The sequence below is a fragment of the Micromonospora inositola genome, from assembly GCF_900090285.1.
In the GTDB taxonomy this organism is placed as follows: Bacteria; Actinomycetota; Actinomycetes; order Mycobacteriales; family Micromonosporaceae; genus Micromonospora; species Micromonospora inositola.
Map to the genome: position 1 here is coordinate 4,453,982 of NZ_LT607754.1, position 21,057 is coordinate 4,475,038.

The window sequence follows — 21,057 nt, forward strand, 5'->3', positions numbered from 1 at the left end:
TCATCGGACACCGCGATGTCCGGTATCCGGAGTGGATCAAGGTCGGCGGCGGTCATCGCACGCCCATCCGGCTCGCAGCCGATTTTCAGGCAGGGGTGCTGCACTGGGAGGGACGCCGAGGAGAGGAGCCGACATGGGCTGGTTCAGCCGGCGGCCCCGGGCCGCCGACCAGACGACCCCGACGAAGCTCGACCGCGAGGCGACCGGGGAGGACCTGGCCGCGCTGGAGGCGTTCGTGACCAGCCGCCAGGGCGTGGAGTTCTACCTGGAGCCGGAGACCACGGCGACCGACACCACCGTGGTCGCGATCGCCCACGACGGCGAGTGGATCCGCCGCCGGACCGGCTCGCCGCGCGCCGCCGCGAAGATCGCCCAGAAGCACGCCGTCCCGCTGTACGAGGCGGCCCGCACCGGCTACCCGGAGCGGATGCGGGCCTGGAACCGGGCCCATCCGGAGCGCCGCGCCCGCTGACCCTCTCACCTCCTGCCGGCGGACCGGCTCGGGACGGTCCCTGGGGCGCGCGGAACGCGACGGCGAGCTCGTCGTCGTACGTGGCGAGCGGTCGGCCGTCGGCCGCGTGTGCCACGAGCCGCCCGTGCGCCATCGTCGCCGACCGGAACGAGAAGGTCCGGGACCCGGGGTAGGCGGCGAGCAGGGGAATGGCCCGAGGCGCGCCGCCCGGGGCGGAGTAGTACTCGAACCGGGCGCACCCGCGGGGAAACCACGCCGTTGACCCGCACCTTGGTCTTCTCGACCGCCGTGCCGAAGGTGACCAGGGTCAGGCGGTGAGGGCGTGGGCGACGGCGCAGCCGAGCGAGGCCGCGCCCAGCCCGGCGACCACGCTGGCCAGCACGTTGGCCATGGCGTGGAAGCGGGCGCCCTCCCGGGCCAGCCGCAGCGTCTCGTAGCTGAGCGTGGACCAGGTGGTGAGCGCGCCGCAGAACCCGGTGCCGACCAGCGCGGTCACCGCCGAGGCGGCCGGCACCGCGGCCACCGCGCCGAGCAGCAGCGACCCGGCCACGTTGACGGTCAGCGTCCCCCACGGGAACGGCGAGTCGTGCCGGGCCTGCACGGCCCGGTCGGTCAGGTAGCGCAGCGGTGCGCCGAGCGCCGCCCCGAGCGCGATCAGCAGGACGGTCACCGCGCCTCCCGCCGGGCCAGCAGCCGGGCGGTCATCGCGTCCCCGGCCCAGACGGCCAGCAGCGCGCCGACCAGCGTCGCCGCCAGGTACGCCAGCGCGGTGCCGGCCGCGCCCGCCACCACCGCCCGCTGCGCGTCGACCGCGTACGCGGAGAAGGTGGTGAAGCCGCCGAGCACCCCCACGCCGAGGAACGGCCGGACCAACGGGTGGACCGGGCGCGCCCCGATGACCGCCATCAGCACGCCGATCAGCAGGCAGCCGGTCAGGTTGATGCCGAAGGTGGCCCACGGGAAGCCGGTCGGGGCGTACGGGAACGCGGCTTGGACGCCGGCCCGGGCCAGCCCCCCGAGCACTCCGCCGGCGGCGATGGCGCCGAGCACCGCCGCGGGGTGCGCGGTCAACTCCGCCCGGTCGGCGGGTATGCGCAGGTCGACGTCCGGGTCGACGCGGAACTCGGGTGGTGGTGTCACGGTGCCTCCCCACCAGGACGGGCATCACTGGCAGGGACCGTTGGCGAGCGTGTCGCGGTTCTCCCGGCGTACCCCGGGACGGCGGGCCCCACCGCCGGTCTCCGGCCGAGCTTAGCCCTCGCTGTGGGCCGCTGGCCGACGCCCTGGCCGACGGGGTGCGGACCCCGGAGCTGGCGCCGCTGGTGGACGCGCTGCACCGGCTGCCCGCCGCCCGCTGACCCGCGCCACTGCGCCGCCTCGCCGGGCGGCCATCGGCGCTGGGCGATGCCGGGGCCGTGACCTGGCACGACAGCCGGTACGGGCGTACGGTACGCAGCATCGCCCGGCGTCGCCCCGTGTCGGGCACCGTCGCGCAGGAGGCAGCCGTGCAGGACCGCATCCCTCGTCCGGAAGAGCTGGAGCCCGTGGAACGGGCCGGCGTCGACGAGCTGCGGGCGCTGCAACTGGACCGGCTGCGCTGGTCGCTGCGGCACGCGTACGACAACGTGCCGCACTACCGCCGCGCCTTCGAGGCGGCGGGCGTCCACCCCGACGACTGCCGGGAGCTCGCCGACCTGGCCCGCTTCCCGTTCACCGGCAAGGCGGAGCTGCGGCAGAACTACCCGTTCGGCATGTTCGCGGTGCCCCGGGAGCGGGTCGCCCGGCTGCACGCCTCCTCCGGCACCACCGGCCGCCCCACCGTGGTCGGCTACACGAAGGACGACCTCACCACCTGGGCCCGGTTGATGGCCCGCTCGATCCGCGCCTCCGGCGGCCGCCCCGGCGACCGGGTGCACGTGGCGTACGGCTACGGCCTGTTCACCGGCGGGCTGGGCGCGCACTACGGCGCCGAGGAGCTGGGCTGCACCGTCATCCCGGTCTCCGGGGGCATGACCGAGCGGCAGGTGATGCTGATCCGCGACTTCGAGCCAGACGTCATCATGGTCACCCCCAGCTACATGCTCGCCATCGTGGACGAGATGGAACGCCAGGGCGTCGACCCGAAGTCCACCTCGCTGAAGGTCGGCATCTTCGGCGCCGAGCCGTGGACCGAGGACATGCGCCGCGAGATGGAGCAGCGGCTCGACATGCACGCGGTGGACATCTACGGGCTGTCCGAGGTGATGGGCCCCGGGGTGGCCGTCGAGTGCGTGGAGACCAAGGACGGCCTGCACCTGTGGGAGGACCACTTCTATCCGGAGGTCATCGACCCGGTCACCGGGGCGGTGATGCCGGACGGCGAGCAGGGCGAGCTGGTGCTCACCTCGCTGACCAAGGAGGCCATGCCGGTGGTCCGCTACCGCACCCGGGATCTCACCCGGCTGCTGCCGGGCACCGCCCGGACGATGCGCCGGATCGAGAAGATCACCGGCCGGACGGACGACATGATGATCGTGCGCGGGGTGAACGTCTTCCCCACCCAGATCGAGGAGCTGATCCTGCGTACCCCGGCGTTGTCGCCGCATTTCCAGTGCGTGCTGGACCGGCAGGGCCGGATGGACACCCTCACCGTCAAGGTGGAGCGTCGGGTCGGGGTGGCCGCCGACGAGGCCGCGCGGGCCGGCGCGGCGCTGGTGGAGCAGGTCAAGAACACCATCGGGGTCAGCGTCGCGGTGCAGGTGGTCGAGCCGGACGGGGTGGAGCGGTCGATGGGCAAGATGCGCCGGATCGTGGACCAGCGGCGGGGGCGCTGACGTGGGGGAGAGCGGCGGCCGTACCGCGGCGCACGACATGTTCGACGCCGACGTGGCCTCCAAGGGGCTCGGCATCGAGCTGGTCTCCGCCGCCGACGGCGCGGCGGTGGCCCGGATGCGGGTGACCGCGGCCATGCTCAACGGCCACGCGATCGGCCACGGCGGGTTCGTCTTCCTGCTCGCCGACACCGCGTTCGCGCTCGCCTGCAACAGCCACGGCCCGGTCACGGTCGCCGCCGGCGGGGAGATCAGCTTCCTCCGCCCGGTGCGCGAGGGCGACCTGCTGGAGGCCCGGGCCACCGAGCGCACCCGGTACGGCCGCAGCGGCATCTACGACGTCACGGTCTGGCGGGACGACGAGGTGGTCGCCGAGTTCCGGGGCCGCAGCCGGACGCTGGCGTCCCGCGCCGAGCCGGGCTGAGCGCTCGGCGGATCCGGCGTGGGGTGGCGGCCCGCGACGCGGCCCGGCGTGGCCGCGATGTCGGAGGTCTGCGGCAGCATGGCCGGATGGGACAGATTCTGCTCTTCCATTCCGTCTACGGGGTGCGCCCCGCCGTGCTGGCCGCCGCCGACCGGTTGCGTGCGGCCGGGCATCAGGTGGTCACCCCCGACCTGTACGGCCTGCCGGCCGTGGACACCGTCGAGGAGGGCTTCGCCCTGCTCAACAAGATCGGCCAGGACACGGTGCTCGACCGGGCCCGCGCCGCGGCGCGGGACCTGCCGGCCGAGACCGTGCTGGCCGGCTTCTCGATGGGGGCGGGGGTGGCCGGGGCGCTGCTCGCCGAGCGGCCCGCCGCCGCGGGCCTGCTCCTGCTGCACGGCACCGGGGGCGCGCCGGACGCGGTCCGTCCGGGGCTGCCGGTACAGCTGCACCTCGCCGACCCCGACGAGTACGACCCGCAGGACGAGGTGGACGAGTGGCAGCGGGGGATGACCGCCGCCGGCGCCGACCTGTCGGTGTACCGCTACCCGGGGCCCGGGCACCTCTTCACCGACCCGGACCTGCCCGACCACGACCCGGTGGCCGCCGAGCAGACCTGGGAACGCGCGCTGGCGTTCCTCGCCCGCCTCTGACCGGACCGCTGACCCCACCTCCGACCGGCCCTGCCGCTGACCGTCCCGGCGCAGGTCGAGCTGTTGCCGGAAGTCGCCACGGCGACGCCCGGGCCGTCGTGCCGGGCGTGCGTCCGGGCCCGGGCCGGGCTCCGGCCCGGGAGCGCTCACGCCTGGCCGGGTGTCAGGCGGCGGCGAGCCGGGCCGCTGCGGCCTCGGCGGGTCTGGTCCGGCGGGGGAGGGGCGCGGCGGCGGCCAGCCTGCGCGGTGTCGCGGCGTCGCCCGGGGTGGATCGCGTCGTGGCGAGCGCCGCGGGTGGGGCGGGATACCGCGGTCGGTCGGCCCACGGTGTCGAGCGCGGTGATCCGGCCGATGGGACGTCCTGCTCGCGCCGCGCGGTCGTCGGCGGCCCGACGGTCGCGAGGCCGCGCCGGCTCACGTCGCCCGGCGCCGGGAGCCGGGACGGGGACCGCCCGGGCTGGTGGATCGGCACGGGCAGGGTATGGCTCTCCCGTTCCCCGGCCACGCGCGCCGGCCCTACCCCCACCCGGTCCGGTCCGGGCCACGTCGGCGTGCCGGACCCGGGGCGCGGGGACCCGTGGCCCGGGGTGGGCCGGGCGCCGACGGTCGCGGTGCGCTGTGCGCCGGCCTCGGCCGGACGCCGCCGACCGCGCGCGCTCCCGACCCGGTGCCCGGCACCGGAGGAACCGGTCAGGTGTACGGCGGCCGGGAGGTCGGTCGAACCGGCGGCCACCGTGGCGCCGACCCTGCCGGCGGCCAAAGTGGCCGGTCGCGCACCGGCGGGCCCCGCGACGGGGTGTGCGGCGCCCGGCATGTCGGCCGCACGCGGGGCGACGGCGGCGCCGGCCGATCGAGCGGCGGCGGGGACGCCGGCTGGGCGGGCGGGTCCGGGTGTGCGGTCCGGGTGCGACCCGGCACCGGCGTCGAGGCTGAGGTGGGCATCGGCCCGAACGGCAGCGGCGGCTTCGGCCTGACCGTCGCACGCCGTCCCGGCCCGGCGGGCGAACTCGGCCCGGACCGCGCGGGGCAGCCGGTACCGCGCCACCTGGGCCACCGCCGGCTCGGCCACCGCGTACCCACCGCGGGCCGGCCGCCGCAGCAGGCCGCCCGCGACCAGGTCACGCAGCACCCGCTCGGCCCGGCCCGGCGTCCAGCCGAGCAGCCGCTCGACCCTGGTGGCGGCGAAGCGGGCGCCGAGCGCCGCGCCGGCCATCAGGGCCGCCCGGTGGTCGCCGTCCAGCCGGTCCAGCCGGGCGTCGACGATCCGGCGCACCGGGTCGGGCACCTGCCCGGCCGGGGCGCCGCACTCCTCGTCGAGCGCCCGCACGTACGCCTCGGCGACGGCCGGGTTGCCCCCGACCAGCGGCAGCAGGTCCCGAGCCAGCGCGGCGGGTCGGTTGGCCCGGCCGAGCAGGTGCCGCAGCAGCCGTCCGGTGTCGACGGTGCCGAGCGGGGGCAGCGGCACCCGGCGACGCCGGTCGCCGGCGCCGGGCAGCACGTCGGCCCAGCCGGAACCGTGGGTGGCGACCACCGCCAGCGGCAGGCGCCGCTCGGTCGCCGCGGCGAAGAGCTGGTGCAGGAAGCGGTTCAGCGCCGGCGTCGCCCGGTCCAGGTCGTCGACCGCGACCACCACCGGCTGACCGGCGGCCAGTTCCAGCAGGACCCGCCGCCAGGCGTCGGCCCCCCGGTCCGCGGCGCCGGCGTCCTCCGGCGCGGCGAGCAGCTCCGCCAGCGCGTCCGCCACGGGACCGCGACGGGCCGGCGGGAGCAGCCCGTCGAGCGCCGCGGCCAGCCGCCGGCGTACGGTCGGCGGCAGGTCGGTGTCGCGGACCCCGGCGAACCCGCGGACCATGTCGGCCAGCGGCGCCAGACCGCCCTGGGCGTACGGCGGGCAGTGCGCGACGCACCAGCGCACCGGCGTTCCGTCCACCGTCGACACCGCCCGGGCCAGCTCGTGCAGCAGCCGGCTGCGCCCGCTGCCGGCCGGGCCGGTCAGCGAGAGCCACCGGGGCCGGCGGTCCCGGACCGCCCGGGCGATCTCGTCGCCCGCGGTGGCCAGCTCCCGGCGCCGTCCGACCAGGGGGCCGTGGTGCCGGGTGGGATGCGGTCGGCCCGTCCCGGTCACCCGCCAGACGTCCAGCGGCAACGCCTTGCCGGCGACCGTCATGGACGCCAGCGGCCGCTGCTCCACGAGGCCGGCGGTGGCCCGCTGGGTGGCGGCGCAGACCACCACGGCGCCGGGCGGGGCGTACTCCTGCAGGCGGGCCGCGGTGGTGATGACCGCGCCGCTGGCCGTGCCGTGACCGCCGTCGCGGGTGGCGGCCAGGTCCACCAGGACCTCGCCGGTGGCCACCCCGACCCGGACCCGCAGCCGGGTGCCGGCCGGCATCCGCCGGTCGACGGCCCGCTGGATCTCCAGCCCGGCCCGCACCGCCCGGTACGCGTCGAAGCCGTCGGAGGCGTGCGCGCCGAAGAGCGCCATGACCGCGTCGCCGATGTACTTCTCCACCACGCCGTTCCACCGGCGCAGCACCCCGGCGACGGTGTCGAAGTACGCGCGCTGCAGGGCCCGCACGTCCTCCGGATCGAGCCGCTCGATCAGGCCGGTCGACCCGACGATGTCGGCGAAGAGCACGCTGACCGTGCGTCTCTCCTCCGGCACCGGCCATCGTGGTGAACTGACGACATCGCGACCTCCCAGCGTCGTGGACATTGCTATCGCACCCACCCTTCCCCCGCTCCGGTGCCTGACGACCTTCGGAGAGTTGCACCACCGGGTTCTCGGGGGATCGGCAGAACGACGTATGTCGGCCACCCGCAACCTTTAGTCGCAATGTCGACGCGAGGAGTACCACAAGCGCCCTGAGCCCGTAGAACGGTCGGGGAGTCTGTGATTAGGCTGCGAGCCATGGCCACCGATGTGGACACTGCACCGCTCGTCGGCCGTGCCGACCAGCTCGCGGCGCTGCGGTCGGCGCTGCTCGACGACGTTCCGCAGGGGCACACCGCGGCGGTCTTCCTCACCGGCGAGAGCGGGGTGGGCAAGACCCGGCTGCTGGGTGAGGTCAGTGCGCGGCTGCGGGACGCGGGCGCGCTGGTGCTGACCGGCACCTGCCTGGACATCGGGGACGCCTCCCCGCTGCATCCGCTGCGGCAGGCGCTGCGCCGGTTCGACGCAGAGCTGACGGGAGCGCAGGCCCGCACCTCCTCGGCGGTGCGCGGCCTGCTGCAGATGTTCGACGACGAGACCCCGGGGCCCGACGGCGCCGGCGCGCTGCTCGAGCGGGTCTCCCGCGGCCTGCACCTGGTCGCCGGCGGTCGCCCGCTGGTGGTCGTGCTGGACGACCTCCAGTGGGTCGACCGGAGCACCCGCCAGCTGCTGCTCTACCTGCTCGCCGGCCTCGGTGACCTGCAACTGTCGGTGCTCGCCGCGATCCGGGCGGAGGCCCTGCAGGGCGCCCACCCGCTGCGCCGCGTCCTCACCGAGCTGCGCCGGCTGCGCTCGGTCCGGGTGGTCGACCTGGCGCCGCTGGACCGAGCGGACACCGACCGGCTGGCCGCGGCCGTCGTCGGCCGGCCGCTGACCCCCGAGGCGGCTGAGCTGGTCTGGCAGCGCAGCGGTGGCAACCCGTTCGTTGCCGAGGAACTCGCCCGGGACCTGCGCGAGGGCAGCGACGGCCTCTCCGACACCCTCCGGGAGATCTTCCTGGCCCGGGTCGACGCCCTGCCGCAGCACGCCCACGCGGTGGTGCACGCGGTCGCTGCCGGCGTCGAGCCGGTCGAGCACTGGCTGCTGGCCCAGATCGTCCGGCTGCCGGAGGAGGAGCTGATCGACGCGGTCCGGGCCGCGGTGGCGCACCGGCTGCTGGTCGGCGCCGACGACGGCTACCGGCTGCGCCACCGGCTGGTCGCCGAGGTGCTGGCGCACGAACTGCTGCCCGCCGAGCGGTCCGCCCTGCACCGGCGCTACGCCCAGGCGCTGACCTCGCCCACCGCGGAGCTGCACCAGGCCCGGCTGGCCCACCACTGGCGGCTGGCCGGCGAGCCGGCCCGCGCGCTGCCCGCCGCGATGGCCGCCGCCCGGGAGGCCGAACGGTTGCACGGCTACGCCGAGGCGCACCGGCACTGGTCGGCGGCGCTGCAGCTGGCCGACGCCCCGGCCGTGATCCCGCCGGACCAGGACCGGTTCACCCCGGTCGAGGTGGACCGCGCCGAGCTGCTGGAACATGCCGCCGAGGCGGCGCACCACTGCGGCGAGCACGCCCGCGCGCTGGCCCTGCTGGAGGAGCTGGCCCGGCATCCGGCCGGCCCGCCCGCCTGCGCCCTGCACATCCGGCGGGCCCGCTACCTGGCCGCCGCCGGGCGGTCCGCGCCCGCCGAGGCGGAGTACCGCCGGGCCCTCGAAGCCGCCGACTGCACGCCGCGGGAGCGGGCCACCGCCGCGGCCCACCTGGCCGAGCTGCTGCTGCACCTCGGCCGGTACGCGGAGGCCGGCGCGCAGGCCAGGGAGGCGTTGCAGCTCGCCGAGGCGGTCGAGGGTTCCACCTCGGAGGTGGTGCTGGCCAGCGCCGCGCTCGGCTTCAGCGACGCGTTCCTGGAGGACCCGGACGCGGGGCTGGCGGTCATGCGGGAGGCGGTGAGGGTCGCCGAACGGTCCGGCCGTCCGGAGGACGTGGCCTGCGCGTACCTGCACCTGGCCGAGCTGCTGACCGGCCCACTGAACATCCTCGAGGAGGGTGTGGTGGTGGCCCGCCGGGGCGCGGAGCGGGTCGCCGAGCTGGGGTTGGGCCGCACCTGGGAGACCCGGCTGCTGGCCATCGCCACCAACGGCCTGTTCCGGGTGGGGCAGTGGTCGGAGGCGGAGAAGGTAGTCGCGGCGGCCCTGCGGCACCGCCCGTCCGGCGCGGACGCGGTCGAGCTGCTGCTGGCCCGCTGCCGGCTCTCCGTCGGCTACGGCGACATCGAGGCCTCCGACCGGGACCTGGAGGCGGTGGCCACCGTGCTGGCCGGCGGCGGCGCCCGGCACGTGCTGCCGATGCTGATCCTGCGCGCCGGGCTGGCCATGTGGGAGGGGCGGCACGACCTGGCCCGGCAGGCCGTCCAACGTGGCCTGACCGAGAGCCGCTCCGATGACGTCATCGTGCTGGCCACGCTGGCCTGGCACGGCCTGCGGGCGGAGGCGGAGGCGCACGCCAGCCGCACCATCGAGGTGGACGAGACGGCGGTGCGCCGGCTGCGCGAGGTGGTCGACCGGGTGGCCCGCAAGAGCGAGCACGCCGGTCGCCCCGTGCGCTACATCGTCGACGGCTTCCTCGCGCTCTGCGCGGCCGAGCTGAGCCGGCTCGACGGCCGGGGCGATCCGGAGCTGTGGGCCCGGTCGGCGGCCGAGTGGGACCACCGGAACCACCCGTACCCGGCGGCGTACTCGCGGCTGCGGCAGGCCGAGGCGCTGCTCGCCCGGCGCAGCCGGGTGGCGACCGCCGGCAAGCTGCTGCGCCAGGCGTACCAGATGGCGCAGGGCCTCGGCGCGGTGCCGTTGAGCTCGGAGATCCGCACCCTGGCCGGCCGGGCCCGGGTGACGCTGCAGGAGCGGCCGGTGGCCGCCGGCGCGCCACCGGTGCCGGCCCCCCGCCGTCCCGCCGAAGCGCCGCCCGCCGAGCCGGCCGTCGACGAGTTGGCCGTGCTGACCGCCCGGGAACGGGAGGTGCTGGCCGCGGTCGCCGAGGGGTTGACCAACAAGGAGATCGGCCAGCGGCTGTTCATCAGCGAGCGGACCATCGGGGTGCACGTCTCGCACATCTTCGACAAGCTCCAGGTGCGTACCCGGGTGCAGGCGAGCGCGATCTTCCTGCGCAACCGTGCCGAACAGCCGTCGGACCGGTGAGCCGACATACGTCGTTCTACTGATCCGGCCGCCCGCCGCGGCTGGAAGGCTGTCCCACGTCACCGGCGGCACGGGGGTGGCCGGCCACAGTGGAGGAGAGATGACCGAACCGGTCTGGGGTCCAGTGCACCAGGACATCGTCGGGCTGCTCGCCGACCACCCGGCCGACGTGCCGGCGGTCGTCGACCACCTGACAAAGCTGCAGGATCTGCTGGTCCGGCTGCCGCCGCTGGAGGCGAGCTGTCCCCTCGCGGACTTCAACAAGCTCTACCTGACCATCACCACCAGCGTGCTGGACGGCCTCTACGACGACCGCTTCGCCGACCCGGCCTTTCTGGCCCGGCTGGACGTCGAGTTCGCCGCCCGGTACTTCGACGCGCTGCGGTTCTGGACGGAGTCCAGCCCGAGCACGCCGAAGGCCTGGGCCTGCCTGTTCCAGCGGATGCGCGGCCCGGACACCAGGCCGCTGCCGTCGGCCGCCGCCGGGGTGAACGCGCACATCAACTTCGATCTGCCGTTCGCGCTGGTGACCACCCTGGAAAGCCTGGAGTCCGAGCCGGTCGACGACAGCGACCAGCACCGCGACTACCTGGAGATCAACAAGATCTTCGCCGAGCGGATCCCCGAGCTGCGCCGGGGCTACCTGGACCACTGGCAGCTCATGATCGACATGGTGAACGGCGACATCGACGACTGGTACCAGGGCGAGCTGGTGGAGTACACCCGGAACGTGGCCTGGCGCAACGCGCAGAAGATCTGGCGCTGCCGGCACGATCCGGAGGCCCGCGAGTGTGAGCGGACGCGGTTGGACGACAACGCCGCGCTGCTCGGTCGGCTGCTGCTCTCGCCCCTCGGGGCGTTCCTGCAGTAGCCGCGACGGGGGGTCCCCGCGTTCCGTCGGTCGGCGGAACGCGGGGACATCGTCGTGCCGACGCCTGGTGCGGGTCAGGACCGTCGGGTCCGGCTCCGGTACGCCGCCGCGGCGGCCCGGTTGTTGCACAGCTCGCAGCAGAAGCGTTGCCGTCCGGCCCGGGTCCGGTCGAGGTAGGGGGCCCGGCACGGATCGGCCGCGCAGACCCCGAACCGGTCGGTGCCACCGGCCACCGCGGCCCGGGCGAGCGCCCCGGTGACCTCGGCGGCGAACGGTCCGACCGGGCAGGCGTGCGGCAGCGGCGTCAGCCGCAGCGTGCCGTCGGGCGCCGTCTCGACCGCCGTGCCGTCGCTGACCTCGGCCAGCACCTCGTTGAGGGTGGCGATCCGGGCGGCCGGGTCGGGCGCGGCGAAGACCCGGTAGAGCCCCTCGCGCAGCTCCCGCAGCCGGGGCAGGTCGGCCTCGGTGAGGGTTCCGGTGACCTCGGCCAGCCCCAGCTCGCGGCCGGCGGCGTGGAGCCGGGTGATGGTGAGTTGGTCGACCGGATCCTGGAGCACCCAGTAGCTGTGCAGCAGCGCGACGGCCAGCCGCAGCGCGGGCTCCAGGGGCGGCACGGCGCTCATCGCCGCCCGTCCCGCAGTCCGGTTGTCGACACGTCCCGCCGTCCTTCCGCCCTTGACCGATCGCCCTCCGTCATCCTAGCGTCATCAGTTATAAAACAGCCTTAGAAACTGATGGAGGTGGCTCGTGCGACGTCTGCCCGCACTGCTGTCCACGGCACTGCTCCTGGTGACCGGCGCGCTCGCCGGCGCGGGCGGGGCACGCGCCGAGGTGCCCGCCGGCCCCGCGTCGACCCGCCGGGACGCGGTCCTGGTCCGGGACATCGAGATCCCGGTGCCGGGGCAGCCGGCCGTCCGGGCGTACCTGGTCCGGCCGGCGCACCCCGGCCGGCCGGACCGGCTCGCCGGCGTGCTGGCCCTGCACTGGTTCGAGCCGGGGCGAGCCAACCAGGACCGCACCGAGTTCCTGGCCGAGGCGACCGCCCTCGCGGGGCGCGGGGTGGTCTCGGTGCTGCCCCAGCTGAGCTTCCCGTGGGCCGCCGACCCGGTCGGCGACGCCCGGGACCGGGCCGCGGTGAGCGCCCAGCTCGACGCCGTCGGACAGGCCTGGCGCCGGCTGCTCGCCGAGCCCGGCGTGGACCCGGCCCGCACCGCGGTGGTCGGACACGACTACGGCGCCATGTACGCCGCCGACCTCGCCGCCCGGGAGCCGGGCGTCCGGACCGCGGTGCTGCTCGCGCCGGACGCCACCTGGGCCAACTGGTTCGACCTCTACTGGCTGCAGCTGCCGGCAGGGGAGCGGGCCGCCTACCGGGCGGTCTTCGCCGGGCTCGACCCGGTGGACGTGGTGGGGCGGCTGGGCGCCGGGGCGTACCTCCAGTTCGCGGCCGAGGACCGGTTCGTCGGGCCGGCCACCCGGGCGGCCTTCGCCGCCGCCGCGCCCGAGGCCCGGGTGTCGCTCTACCCCGGCGAGGAGCACGACCTGGGCGGTACGCGGGTCCGCGACGACCGGGTCGCCTGGCTCGCCGACCGCCTCGCGCTGGCCGGCTGAGCCGGAAGTGCGGGACCGGCCGGCCCGGGGGGTGCCGGCCGGTCCGGGGTTCGCGGGGGGAGCGGACCGGCCGGCCCGGGGGGTGTCGGCCGGTCCGCGATCGCGGGGAGCGCGGCGGCCGGCCGGTGCGGGCTGGACGGGTGTCGCCCCGCCAGCACCGGGTACGCCCGGCGCATGACGACCAGCGAACCGGACCGGCCCGTGCCGGCCCACCCGACGACCGGCGGAACCCCCCGCCGGTACGGATTCCGTTTCGACCCGGTGTTCCGGCTGCCGCTGGCGCTGCTCGGGGTCCGGCCGGCGGCGACCGTGGTCGAGCTGGACGCCGACGCGCTGACGGTGCGGTTCGGCCCGTGGCGGCTGCGGACCGCCCGGAGCAACATCACCGGGGCCGAGCGCGCCGGGCCGTACCGGTGGTGGCGGGTGATCGGGCCGCACATCTCGCAGGTCGACCGCGGGGTGACCTTCGGCACCAGCACCGCGGCGGGCGTCTGTGTCCACTTCGCCACCCCGGTACCGGCCCTGTTGCCCGGCCGCTGGCTGCGCCACCCCGGGCTCACGGTGACCGTCACCGATCCGGACGAGCTGGTCCGCGCCCTGCGCGCCCCGGCCCCGGGCTGATCGGGCGGGACGCCGCCCCCGGCGGTACGATCCCCGCGCCCTGATGATCTCCCGGCTTGTCGCGTTCCGACAGGTGCCGCCGTGGGTACCGCCTACGGTCGGGCCAGGGCTTGAAGGGGTGCACATGTCGGATGGGCGGGACGGGGCGCAGCCCCGGCGTGGGCGAGGGCAGGCGCAGTCCGCTCCGGGGCGGGCGCTGCGCGCGGCCGGCGACCCGGAGCACGGCGGGCGCAACGGTCGGGGCGGGCTGGCCGTCCCGGAGTGCGTGGACACCCCCGTCCGGCCGGCCGAGCCGGCCAGCCGACTGGGCCGGTGGCTGTTCCAGCACCGGGTGCAGCCGGTCGGCCCGGAGGCCCGGGAGCCGGAGTCGAAGGCGCACCCCTGGTGGCAGGTGATGTGCCTGACCGGCGTGGACTACTTCTCCACCCTCTCCTACCTGCCCGGCATCGCCGCGTTGGCGGCCGGGGCGCTCTCCCCGCTGGCCACCCTGCTGATCGTGGCGCTGACCCTGCTCGGGATGCTGCCGATGTACCGGCGGGTGGCCCGGGAGAGTCCGCACGGGCAGGGCTCGGTGGCCATGCTGGAGCGGCTGCTGCCGTTCTGGCGGGGCAAGCTCTTCGTGCTGGTGCTGCTCGGCTTCGTGGCCACCTCGTGGATCATCACGATCACCCTGTCCGCCGCCGACGCCAGCGTGCACCTGCTGGAGAACCCGATCCTGCCGGCGTCCTTCCCGCACGGGACCGGGGCGGCGGTCGCGGTGACGGTGGTGCTGCTGCTGATCCTCGGCGGCGTGTTCCTGATGGGCTTCAGCGAGGCGGTGCAGGTCGCCATCCCGCTGGTGGCGGTCTTCCTCGGGCTGAACGCGGTGATCGTGGTCGCCGGGCTGGCCGAGGTGGCCGCCGACCCGGCGGTGCTGACCGGGTGGACCGAGGCCCTCACCGCCCGGGGCGCCGGCGTCGGCGACCTGCTCGGGCCGGCGGTGCTGGCGTTCCCGCTGCTGGTGCTGGGGCTCTCCGGGTTCGAGACCGGGGTCAGCATGATGCCGCTGGTCCAGGGCGAGGGCGCCGACCCGCGGCAGCGGCTGGAGGCCCGGATCCGGAACACCCGCAAGCTGCTCACCACCGCCGCGCTGATCATGTCGGTGTACCTGATCGCCACCACCTTCGTCACCACCGTGCTGATCCCCGCGAAGGAGTTCCAGCCCGGCGGGGCGGCCAACGGACGGGCGCTGGCGTTCCTGGCCCACGAGCACCTGGGCGAGGCGTTCGGCACGGTCTACGACATCAGCAGCGTGCTGATCCTGTGGTTCGCCGGCGCCTCGGCGATGGCCGGCCTGATCAACATCGTGCCGCGATACCTGCCGTCCTACGGCATGGCGCCGGAGTGGGCCCGCGCGGTCCGGCCGGTGGTCATCGTCTACACGCTGATCAGCATCGCCATCACCGTCGCCTTCCGGGCCGACGTCAACGCCCAGGCCGGCGCATACGCGACCGGGATCCTGGCGATGATGGTCTCCGGCGCGATCGCGGTGACCATCGCCGCGTACCGGTCGCGGCACCCGTTCGCCGGGGCCGGCTTCACGGTGCTGACAATGGTGCTGCTCTACGCCCTGACCGAGAACGTGATCGAGAAGCCGGACGGCATCGCCATCTCCGGCCTGTTCATCGCCGTCTCACTGATCTCCCGGGTCACCCGGACCACCGAGCTGCGGGCCGAGCGGATCGAGTTCGACGAGGCGGCCCGGCGGTTCATCGCCGACTCGCTGGCCCACGACGGCCGGCTGCACCTCATCGCGAACAAGCGGCAGAGCGGCACGGTGAAGGAGTACCGGGCCAAGGAGAAGGCGCAGCGCGCGATAAACCCGGTGCCCGGCGCCGCCGACATCCTCTTCCTGGAGATCGACGTGGTCGACCCGTCCGAGTTCAGCCAGGTGCTGCGGGTGCACGGGGTGGAGGTCGACGGGTACCGGGTGCTGCGGGCCGGCAGTCCGGCCGTGCCGAACGCGATCGCGGCGATCCTGCTCGCGCTGCGCGACGGCACCGGGGTCCGCCCGCACGCCCACTTCGAGTGGTCCGAGGGGAACCCGATCGCGCACCTGCTGCGTTACCTGATCCTCGGTCGCGGCGACACCCCGCCGGTGGTCCGGGAGATCATCCGCAAGTCCGAGCCCGACCCCACCCGCCGCCCCGGCATCCACGTCGGCGGCTGAGGCCCGCGCCGCGCCGCCGGGTCCGCCGCTCAACCGAGCGCGCGCAGCCGGGCGTTGAGGTCGCCGGCGAAGAAGTCGAGAAAGCCGTCCGGGTCGGGGCCGGCGTTCTGCATGACGATGTGGTCGTAGCCCGCCTCGACGTAGGCGCGCGCCTTGGCGACGTGGACCTCCGGGTCCGGGCCGACCGAGAACTGCTGGCGGACGTGGTGGTCCTCCACCCAGGAGGTGGCCGCGTCGAAGTTGACCGGGTTGGGCAGCTCGCTCATCACCTTCCACCCGGTGATCGCCCAGCGGCTGGTCTCCCGGGCCGCGCGGACCGCCTGCTCCTCGTCGGTCGCCCAGGCGATCGGCACCTCCGCGTAGCGCGGGCCCCGCCCGCCGGCCTCCCGGTAGTGGTCGACGACCGAAGCCAGAGACCCAGCCTCCTAGGACGCACTACGGGTGGTGACCCGACCGGGCCGGCGCACAGAGCGGCCCGCGCCTCGGGGGAGCGGGCGCGGGCCGGGGCAGCGGGAGGTTACTTGGACGGCTCGGGGAGCGTGCAGTCCACCTTGGGGTTGGCGCCGATGTAGTTCAGCGGGCCGGCCACGATCGTGACCAGGATGGTGCCCGCCTCCGCGCAGTTCTTGTCGTCGTTGCTGTAGTAGCCGCGCTGACCGGCCGCGATCGCGCCGATGATCAGCCAGATCACGACCAGGACGCCGAGTATCGAGGTGCCGCGCATGGGTTGCCTCCAGGGGTGTGTGGTGGATTTCGAGGTGCCACCCCTGTACCCAATCCGCGCTTTCGGCTAACGGAGGCGGGGACCGGGCGGACGGCCGTTTACGACCATGCTCGGGAGATTCAGCTCAGTGCGGCGGGTGCGGGCTCTCCGGCGGCCGGCCCCGGCTGCGCCGGTAGTCGGCGATCGCCACCCCGGCGAGCACCAGCATGGCCCCGGTCGCGGCGACCAACGGGGGCAGGAAGAGCACGAACGGGGCGATGGTGAGCAGCGCCAGCAGCCCGCCGGGGCGGGACAGCGAAACCCGGCTGAACACCTCGTACTCGAAGAAGGACCGGCCGACCAGGAAGAGCGCCGGCCCGCCCAGGATCACCGCCACCCAGGCCGGCGGCGTGTGCCCGGTCGGCTCGTGCAGCACCAGGTCGAAACCGGCCGCGGTGGTCACCACCCCGGCCACGATCAGCAGGTGGGTGTACGGGGCGGTGTTCAGGAACCGGCTCGGCTGCTTCGAGCTGGAGATGGCGTGCGGCAGCAGCTCCCCGGACTTGTGCACGTAGATCCGCCACAGCAGCAGGGTCGTGACGAAGGCGACCGTGAAGGCGCCGATGCTCTCCGCCTCTGAGTGGTAGATGCTGAACATCGTGCCGGTGGTCAGGATGGCGTCGCCCAGCGCGATGATGAAGAACTGCTGGTACCGCTCGGACAGATGTTCAGCCGTGACGTTGCGCTGGGCCTCCGGCACCACGCCGAGGCCAGGCACCGGGTACATGAGCCGGAAGCCGACGTAGTCGAGGGCGAGCGCCAGCGCCCACAGCGCCTCCCGGGCGTGGCCGTGGACGAACCCACCCGCGATCCACGGCACGGCGGAGACTGCGAACCAGGTGAAGATCCGGGCCGCCCGGCGCTGGGTCTGCCGGTGGTGCCGGACCGTCGGGATCAGGAACAGGCCACGACCGAGATGGATCGCCACGTACGTCGCGGCGAAGACCAGCCCTCGGCTGGCGAACGCCTCCGGGATGGCGGTGGTCATCAGCAGCGCCCCGAACATCACCGCCGCGATCAACAGCTTGATCTCGGTGCGCTCGGGGTCGTACATGTCGGTGACCAGCGTGGTGATCGCCCAGGTCCACCAGAGCGCCATCAGGATGAGCAGGGCCTGCAGGGCGCGTTCCCAGTTGAGATCGACGACCATGCCGCGCGAGACGAGCGCCAGCGCGACCACGTAGACCAGGTCGAAGAAGAGCTCCAGCAGGGTCACCCGGCGGGGTGACTCCGGGTCGCGCACCGGAGGCCGGTCCCGCTTCGCGGGCTGCTCCGGCGAGGCGAAGGGCACGGGCTGCTCCTGCGGTGCGGGATCGGCGCGGCGGGCCGTGGTCCTCACCGACGGTAGCCACGACCGCTGGGAAGTGTGTCCGGTTTCGGGCTATCGGTCCGGTTCGGTCCGGCTCGGCCCAGGGACCGTCGCCGCCGGAATCCAATTGCGAGGGGGCACGCGCCGGCGAACGCTGGCCGGGATGACGCCGCAGGATGACACCCCGCCACCCCGGGTCCCGCCGATCGACGTGGCGCTGGTGCGCCGGCTGGTCGCCACGCAGTTCCCGCGTTGGGTCGACCTTCCGGTCCGACCGGTCGCGGTCGGTGGCTGGGACAACCGCACCTTCCACCTGGGCGACGCGATGACCGTGCGGCTGCCCAGCGCCGCGGGGTACGTGCCGCAGGTCGACAAGGAGCACCGCTGGCTGCCGGTCCTCGCGCCGCGGCTGCCGCTGGCCGTGCCGACGCCGCTGGCCCGGGGTGAGCCCGGCGAGGGCTATCCGTTCCCCTGGTCGGTCCACCGGTGGATCGACGGGGAGACCGCGCGCGCCGACCGGATCGCTGACCTGACCGCCTTCGCCCGCACGCTCGCCGGCTTCCTGGCCGCCCTGCACCGGCCCGAGCCCGCGGGCGGCCCGCCGGCCGGGGCGCACAGCTGCTTCCGGGGTGCGTCGCTGACGACGTACGACGCGGAGACCCGGCGGGCGGTCGAGGCGCTCGGCGACCGGATCCCGGTCGGTACGGTCACGGAGATCTGGGCGACGGCCCTGCGCTCCACCTGGTCCGGTGCGCAGGTCTGGTTCCACGGTGACGTCGCGTGGGGCAACCTGCTGGTGCGGGAGGGCCGGCTGGCGGCCGTCATCGACTTCGGCTGCTGCGGGATGGGCGACCCGGCCTGCGACCTGGCGGTCGCCTGGACGCTGCTGTCCGGCGCGAGCCGGTCGGCGTTCCGCGCCGCGCTCGACGTCGACGGCGGGACGTGGGCACGGGGGCGGGGCTGGGTGCTGTGGAAGGCCCTGATCATGCTCGACAACCCGGACCCGGTGCGCGCGCCGGAGGCCCGCCACATGCTCGACGCGGTGCTCACCGAGTACGCGGAGTCCGTCGCCCGGTGACCCCGGGCGGTGGCGACGATCGCATCGTCACCACCGGCCCGGGTATGGGACTCAGGCGTCCTCGCCGGCTCCCGCCGGGAGCACCCGGTCGGCCTCGGTGCCGGCGCCGGCCAGCACCCTGGCCTGCTGCGGCCAGGTGGCCAGGCTGGGCGCGGCGCGCAGGCCGGCGGCGCGGATGGTCTCCCGCAGCGCCGCCTCGTCCAGGTCGCCGAGCTGGCCGTACGTGCGGATCCCGGCGGCCTGGAGGGCGGCGGCCAGCTTCGGCCCGATGCCCTGGATCCGCCGGAAGTCGTCCGCGGTCTGCGCCGGGCCGCTGCCGTTCGTCGCCACGGCGGCGACCGTCTGCGGCTCGGTGGGGGTGGTAGCGGCGGGGACCGTCTCCGGCTGGGTCGGGCTGGTCGCGGCGTCCGACGTGAAGCCGTCCTCCGCAGCGGCCCGGGGGGCGGGGACGACGACCGGCGTGGTGGCCTCCTCGGCCTCCGGCGTCGGCTGCTCGGCCGGGGCGGCCGGCTCGGCGTCCGCGACGGGTCCCACCTCCGCCTCGGCCGGCGCGGCCTCGGTGTGGTCCGCCCGCCCAGTGTCGGCGTCGGCCGCCGGCAGGGTGGTGGCGTTGGCGGCCAGGGTGGCGGTGGCCGGGGGAGCGTCGTACTCGGCCGGGGCCGGCTCCTCGGTGACCGCGGCGGGCGGGGGAACCTCGTCCACGACGGCGGTCGGCCGCTCGTGGTGGACGGTGGCGGTGGTCGGGGCGCTGACCTCGGCGGCTCCGGCCACCGGGTCACCCTCCACGATGGGCGCCGTCGGGCCGGCGGCCGCCTGGCGGCCGCGCCACACCCACCCGCCCGCGAAGCCCACCAGCAGGGCCAGGATCAGGATCAGCCATTGCCCGAAAGTCGACGGCACGGCAAACCTCCCTCTTATGTACGTGAACGACAGTCTCGAGAAAACCGGGGGCAGCTTCGCACACGTACGTCGTGGAGGACAGAGAGGTCGCCGGCTTGCGTCCCTGCTGGGACGCGCCGTGCCGGCGGGTGGTGACGGGATGACCGAGCGTGTGCCCGTCGGACCGGCGGAGGGGGCGTCCCGGACCGCGGTGCCGTGCTGGTGCGGGACGGCGTTATCAGCGCATCGGGCCGGACGCCGCCGCGTCGGCTGCGTCCCAGGTGTAGAAGCAGCCGGCGATGGCGTCCCGGGGGGAGCCCCAGGTCGGCAGGTACGGCGACGTGTGCGCGGAGAGTCGCTCGTTGGTCTGCCGGTAGAGCGGGTGGTCGCGCATCCCGGCCACCGCGTCCGGGTCGACGTCCACCGTCTCCATCAGGTGTACGCACAGGTCGTGCAGGCAGTACAGCGACCGGTGCCGGACACCGGTGAGGGCGGGCAGTTCCGTCGCGTCGGACTCGGCGAAGATCTGCGCGACTCGTCCTTCCGCTCCCGGGACGATGCGGCTTACGATCAACAGACGGCTCATCGGGACCCCTCTCGCCGGTGGTGCCCCTGATCCAGTCCGCGGACGTCGGACACCGTGTCGGCCACCATGCCCGGCCGCTGTCACCTCTCCGTCACGCGGGGAGACCGGCCGGTGACGCGGGGGCGGGGCGGGGCCGGGCGGCTGGCGTGCCGGATCGGGGCGAGGGTGTCGTCGAGCAGCGCGCACATGGCCGGGGACGGCTCCAGGCGCAGCTCCCGCAGGAGCAGCTCGCGGTAGACGTAGAAGGCGTGCACCGCCTCGAAGGCGTTCCCCTCCGCCAGGTGGATCCGGACGACCAGGCGGTGCGGCGTCTCGCGGAGCGGCTCGGCGGCCATCGCCTCCAGCGCCGCCTCCAGCGCCTCGCCGTGCCGGCCCGCCGCGAGATGGTTGCCGGCGAGCTGTTCGAGCATGTGCAGCCGGAGCTGGCGGAGCCGTTCGCGTTCCAGCAGGACCCAGTCGTCGTACCAGCCGGGGAGCAGGTCGTGGCGGCCGGCGCCGCCGACGGCGTCCGGAACCTCCCCGTCGCGGACCCGGGCCGCGAGTCCGACCAGCTCGTCGGTGTCAAGGTGGACGGTCGGGTCGAGCCGGACGGTGTCCCCGTCGGTCAGCAGCGGACAGCACGGGTCCTGGCGCAGCCGCCACAGCGCGGTACGCAGCGACGACAGCGCCCGCTCCTCGGACGTCTCCGGCCAGAGCAGTCCGGCCAGGTGGCTGCGGGTCGCGGCGGGCCGCAGGCCGATCAGCGCGATGACCCGTTGCAGTCCCCGCGGCACGATCACCGGCACGTCGTCGTGCAGCAGCCGGAAACCGCCGAGCAGCTGCAACGACACCCGCGGCGCGCGCTCGGCGCCGGCCGTCGGCATTGTGGAATGACCGGTCACAGGCGC

General features: G+C 75.1%; 20 protein-coding genes. 10 read left to right on the forward strand and 10 right to left on the reverse strand.

Annotated features, from left to right (window positions below):
- Positions 1-133: 133 nt before the first annotated feature.
- Entirely contained in the window at positions 134-472 is a 339-nt protein-coding gene (locus GA0070613_RS21225; RefSeq protein WP_089013892.1) for a hypothetical protein, read from the forward strand.
- A 307-nt stretch (positions 473-779) separates the two neighbouring features.
- On the opposite strand, the gene crcB is transcribed toward GA0070613_RS21225, so the two are convergent.
- The gene (crcB, locus tag GA0070613_RS21230) at positions 780-1,142 is read right to left on the reverse strand and encodes a fluoride efflux transporter CrcB (RefSeq protein ID WP_089013893.1); all 363 of its coding nucleotides are present in this window, start codon (positions 1,140-1,142) and stop codon (positions 780-782) included.
- A complete protein-coding gene (locus GA0070613_RS21235) occupies positions 1,139-1,612 on the reverse strand; it encodes a FluC/FEX family fluoride channel (protein ID WP_089013894.1) in 474 nt (157 codons plus the stop codon). The genes crcB and GA0070613_RS21235 overlap by 4 nt, the downstream gene beginning before the upstream one ends.
- Before the next feature lie 275 nt (positions 1,613-1,887).
- On the opposite strand from GA0070613_RS21235, the gene paaK reads away from it, so the two are divergent.
- From paaK to GA0070613_RS21250, 3 genes are all read left to right on the forward strand, one after another.
- Positions 1,888-3,285 (forward strand): phenylacetate--CoA ligase PaaK, encoded by a 1,398-nt coding sequence (paaK, locus tag GA0070613_RS21240; RefSeq protein ID WP_231929343.1) that lies wholly within the window; start codon positions 1,888-1,890, stop codon positions 3,283-3,285.
- Between the two features lie 37 nt (positions 3,286-3,322).
- Entirely contained in the window at positions 3,323-3,706 is a 384-nt protein-coding gene (gene paaI, locus GA0070613_RS21245) for a hydroxyphenylacetyl-CoA thioesterase PaaI (RefSeq protein WP_231929860.1), read from the forward strand.
- An 86-nt stretch (positions 3,707-3,792) separates the two neighbouring features.
- The gene (locus GA0070613_RS21250; RefSeq protein WP_089013896.1) at positions 3,793-4,359 is read left to right on the forward strand and encodes a dienelactone hydrolase family protein; all 567 of its coding nucleotides are present in this window, start codon (positions 3,793-3,795) and stop codon (positions 4,357-4,359) included.
- Positions 4,360-4,522: 163 nt separating this feature from the next.
- Here the strand turns inward: GA0070613_RS21250 and GA0070613_RS21255 are convergent, their stop codons facing one another.
- Entirely contained in the window at positions 4,523-7,021 is a 2,499-nt protein-coding gene (locus GA0070613_RS21255) for an adenylate/guanylate cyclase domain-containing protein (RefSeq protein WP_231929345.1), read from the reverse strand.
- 246 nt (positions 7,022-7,267) lie between these two features.
- Here GA0070613_RS21255 and GA0070613_RS21260 point away from each other — a divergent pair, with 246 nt between their 5' ends.
- Positions 7,268-10,243: a helix-turn-helix transcriptional regulator gene (locus GA0070613_RS21260; RefSeq protein ID WP_089013897.1), complete on the forward strand. Its 2,976-nt coding sequence runs from the start codon at positions 7,268-7,270 to the stop codon at positions 10,241-10,243.
- Positions 10,244-10,343: 100 nt separating this feature from the next.
- Complete coding sequence (locus GA0070613_RS21265) at positions 10,344-11,114, forward strand: DUF5995 family protein (protein ID WP_089013898.1); 771 nt, start codon at positions 10,344-10,346, stop codon at positions 11,112-11,114.
- A 74-nt stretch (positions 11,115-11,188) separates the two neighbouring features.
- On the opposite strand, the gene GA0070613_RS21270 is transcribed toward GA0070613_RS21265, so the two are convergent.
- The gene (locus GA0070613_RS21270) at positions 11,189-11,737 is read right to left on the reverse strand and encodes a CGNR zinc finger domain-containing protein (RefSeq protein ID WP_089013899.1); all 549 of its coding nucleotides are present in this window, start codon (positions 11,735-11,737) and stop codon (positions 11,189-11,191) included.
- A gap of 124 nt (positions 11,738-11,861) precedes the next feature.
- Here GA0070613_RS21270 and GA0070613_RS21275 point away from each other — a divergent pair, with 124 nt between their 5' ends.
- The 3 genes from GA0070613_RS21275 to GA0070613_RS21285 all read left to right on the forward strand — a co-directional run bounded on the left by GA0070613_RS21275 (position 11,862) and on the right by GA0070613_RS21285 (position 15,555).
- Positions 11,862-12,725 (forward strand): alpha/beta hydrolase family protein, encoded by an 864-nt coding sequence (locus tag GA0070613_RS21275; RefSeq protein ID WP_089013900.1) that lies wholly within the window; start codon positions 11,862-11,864, stop codon positions 12,723-12,725.
- 174 nt (positions 12,726-12,899) lie between these two features.
- Positions 12,900-13,346, forward strand: coding sequence for a hypothetical protein (locus GA0070613_RS21280; RefSeq protein WP_089013901.1), 447 nt, complete (start codon positions 12,900-12,902; stop codon positions 13,344-13,346).
- Positions 13,347-13,470: 124 nt separating this feature from the next.
- Positions 13,471-15,555, forward strand: a complete 2,085-nt coding sequence (locus GA0070613_RS21285) for an APC family permease (protein WP_231929347.1) — start codon at positions 13,471-13,473, stop codon at positions 15,553-15,555.
- A 29-nt stretch (positions 15,556-15,584) separates the two neighbouring features.
- On the opposite strand, the gene GA0070613_RS21290 is transcribed toward GA0070613_RS21285, so the two are convergent.
- From GA0070613_RS21290 to GA0070613_RS21300, 3 genes are all read right to left on the reverse strand, one after another.
- Complete coding sequence (locus tag GA0070613_RS21290; protein ID WP_231929349.1) at positions 15,585-15,908, reverse strand: LLM class oxidoreductase; 324 nt, start codon at positions 15,906-15,908, stop codon at positions 15,585-15,587.
- 164 nt (positions 15,909-16,072) lie between these two features.
- A complete protein-coding gene (locus tag GA0070613_RS21295) occupies positions 16,073-16,279 on the reverse strand; it encodes a hypothetical protein (protein ID WP_073836253.1) in 207 nt (68 codons plus the stop codon).
- A 124-nt stretch (positions 16,280-16,403) separates the two neighbouring features.
- Positions 16,404-17,609: a low temperature requirement protein A gene (locus GA0070613_RS21300; protein WP_089013902.1), complete on the reverse strand. Its 1,206-nt coding sequence runs from the start codon at positions 17,607-17,609 to the stop codon at positions 16,404-16,406.
- A 181-nt stretch (positions 17,610-17,790) separates the two neighbouring features.
- Here GA0070613_RS21300 and GA0070613_RS21305 point away from each other — a divergent pair, with 181 nt between their 5' ends.
- Entirely contained in the window at positions 17,791-18,705 is a 915-nt protein-coding gene (locus tag GA0070613_RS21305; RefSeq protein ID WP_089013903.1) for an aminoglycoside phosphotransferase family protein, read from the forward strand.
- A 51-nt stretch (positions 18,706-18,756) separates the two neighbouring features.
- On the opposite strand, the gene GA0070613_RS21310 is transcribed toward GA0070613_RS21305, so the two are convergent.
- The 3 genes from GA0070613_RS21310 to GA0070613_RS21320 all read right to left on the reverse strand — a co-directional run bounded on the left by GA0070613_RS21310 (position 18,757) and on the right by GA0070613_RS21320 (position 21,051).
- A complete protein-coding gene (locus GA0070613_RS21310; RefSeq protein WP_089013904.1) occupies positions 18,757-19,605 on the reverse strand; it encodes a hypothetical protein in 849 nt (282 codons plus the stop codon).
- 217 nt (positions 19,606-19,822) lie between these two features.
- Positions 19,823-20,170 carry a TcmI family type II polyketide cyclase gene (locus GA0070613_RS21315; protein ID WP_089013905.1) on the reverse strand — a complete coding sequence of 116 codons (348 nt, stop codon included), beginning with the start codon at positions 20,168-20,170 and terminating at the stop codon, positions 19,823-19,825.
- A gap of 80 nt (positions 20,171-20,250) precedes the next feature.
- Positions 20,251-21,051 (reverse strand): AfsR/SARP family transcriptional regulator, encoded by an 801-nt coding sequence (locus GA0070613_RS21320; protein WP_408630960.1) that lies wholly within the window; start codon positions 21,049-21,051, stop codon positions 20,251-20,253.
- Positions 21,052-21,057 lie beyond the last annotated feature (6 nt).

Bases quoted from the DNA above. Each gene is read 5' to 3' on its own strand.
- GA0070613_RS21270 (WP_089013899.1), bottom strand. From the start codon at position 11,737: ATGAGCGCCGTGCCGCCCCTGGAGCCCGCGCTGCGGCTGGCCGTCGCG.
- GA0070613_RS21225 (WP_089013892.1), top strand. From the start codon at position 134: ATGGGCTGGTTCAGCCGGCGGCCCCGGGCCGCCGACCAGACGACCCCG.
- GA0070613_RS21295 (WP_073836253.1), bottom strand. From the start codon at position 16,279: ATGCGCGGCACCTCGATACTCGGCGTCCTGGTCGTGATCTGGCTGATC.
- paaI (WP_231929860.1), top strand. From the start codon at position 3,323: ATGTTCGACGCCGACGTGGCCTCCAAGGGGCTCGGCATCGAGCTGGTC.
- GA0070613_RS21280 (WP_089013901.1), top strand. From the start codon at position 12,900: ATGACGACCAGCGAACCGGACCGGCCCGTGCCGGCCCACCCGACGACC.
- GA0070613_RS21285 (WP_231929347.1), top strand. From the start codon at position 13,471: ATGTCGGATGGGCGGGACGGGGCGCAGCCCCGGCGTGGGCGAGGGCAG.
- GA0070613_RS21305 (WP_089013903.1), top strand. From the start codon at position 17,791: ATGACGCCGCAGGATGACACCCCGCCACCCCGGGTCCCGCCGATCGAC.
- GA0070613_RS21265 (WP_089013898.1), top strand. From the start codon at position 10,344: ATGACCGAACCGGTCTGGGGTCCAGTGCACCAGGACATCGTCGGGCTG.
- GA0070613_RS21250 (WP_089013896.1), top strand. From the start codon at position 3,793: ATGGGACAGATTCTGCTCTTCCATTCCGTCTACGGGGTGCGCCCCGCC.
- GA0070613_RS21315 (WP_089013905.1), bottom strand. From the start codon at position 20,170: ATGAGCCGTCTGTTGATCGTAAGCCGCATCGTCCCGGGAGCGGAAGGA.
- GA0070613_RS21260 (WP_089013897.1), top strand. From the start codon at position 7,268: ATGGCCACCGATGTGGACACTGCACCGCTCGTCGGCCGTGCCGACCAG.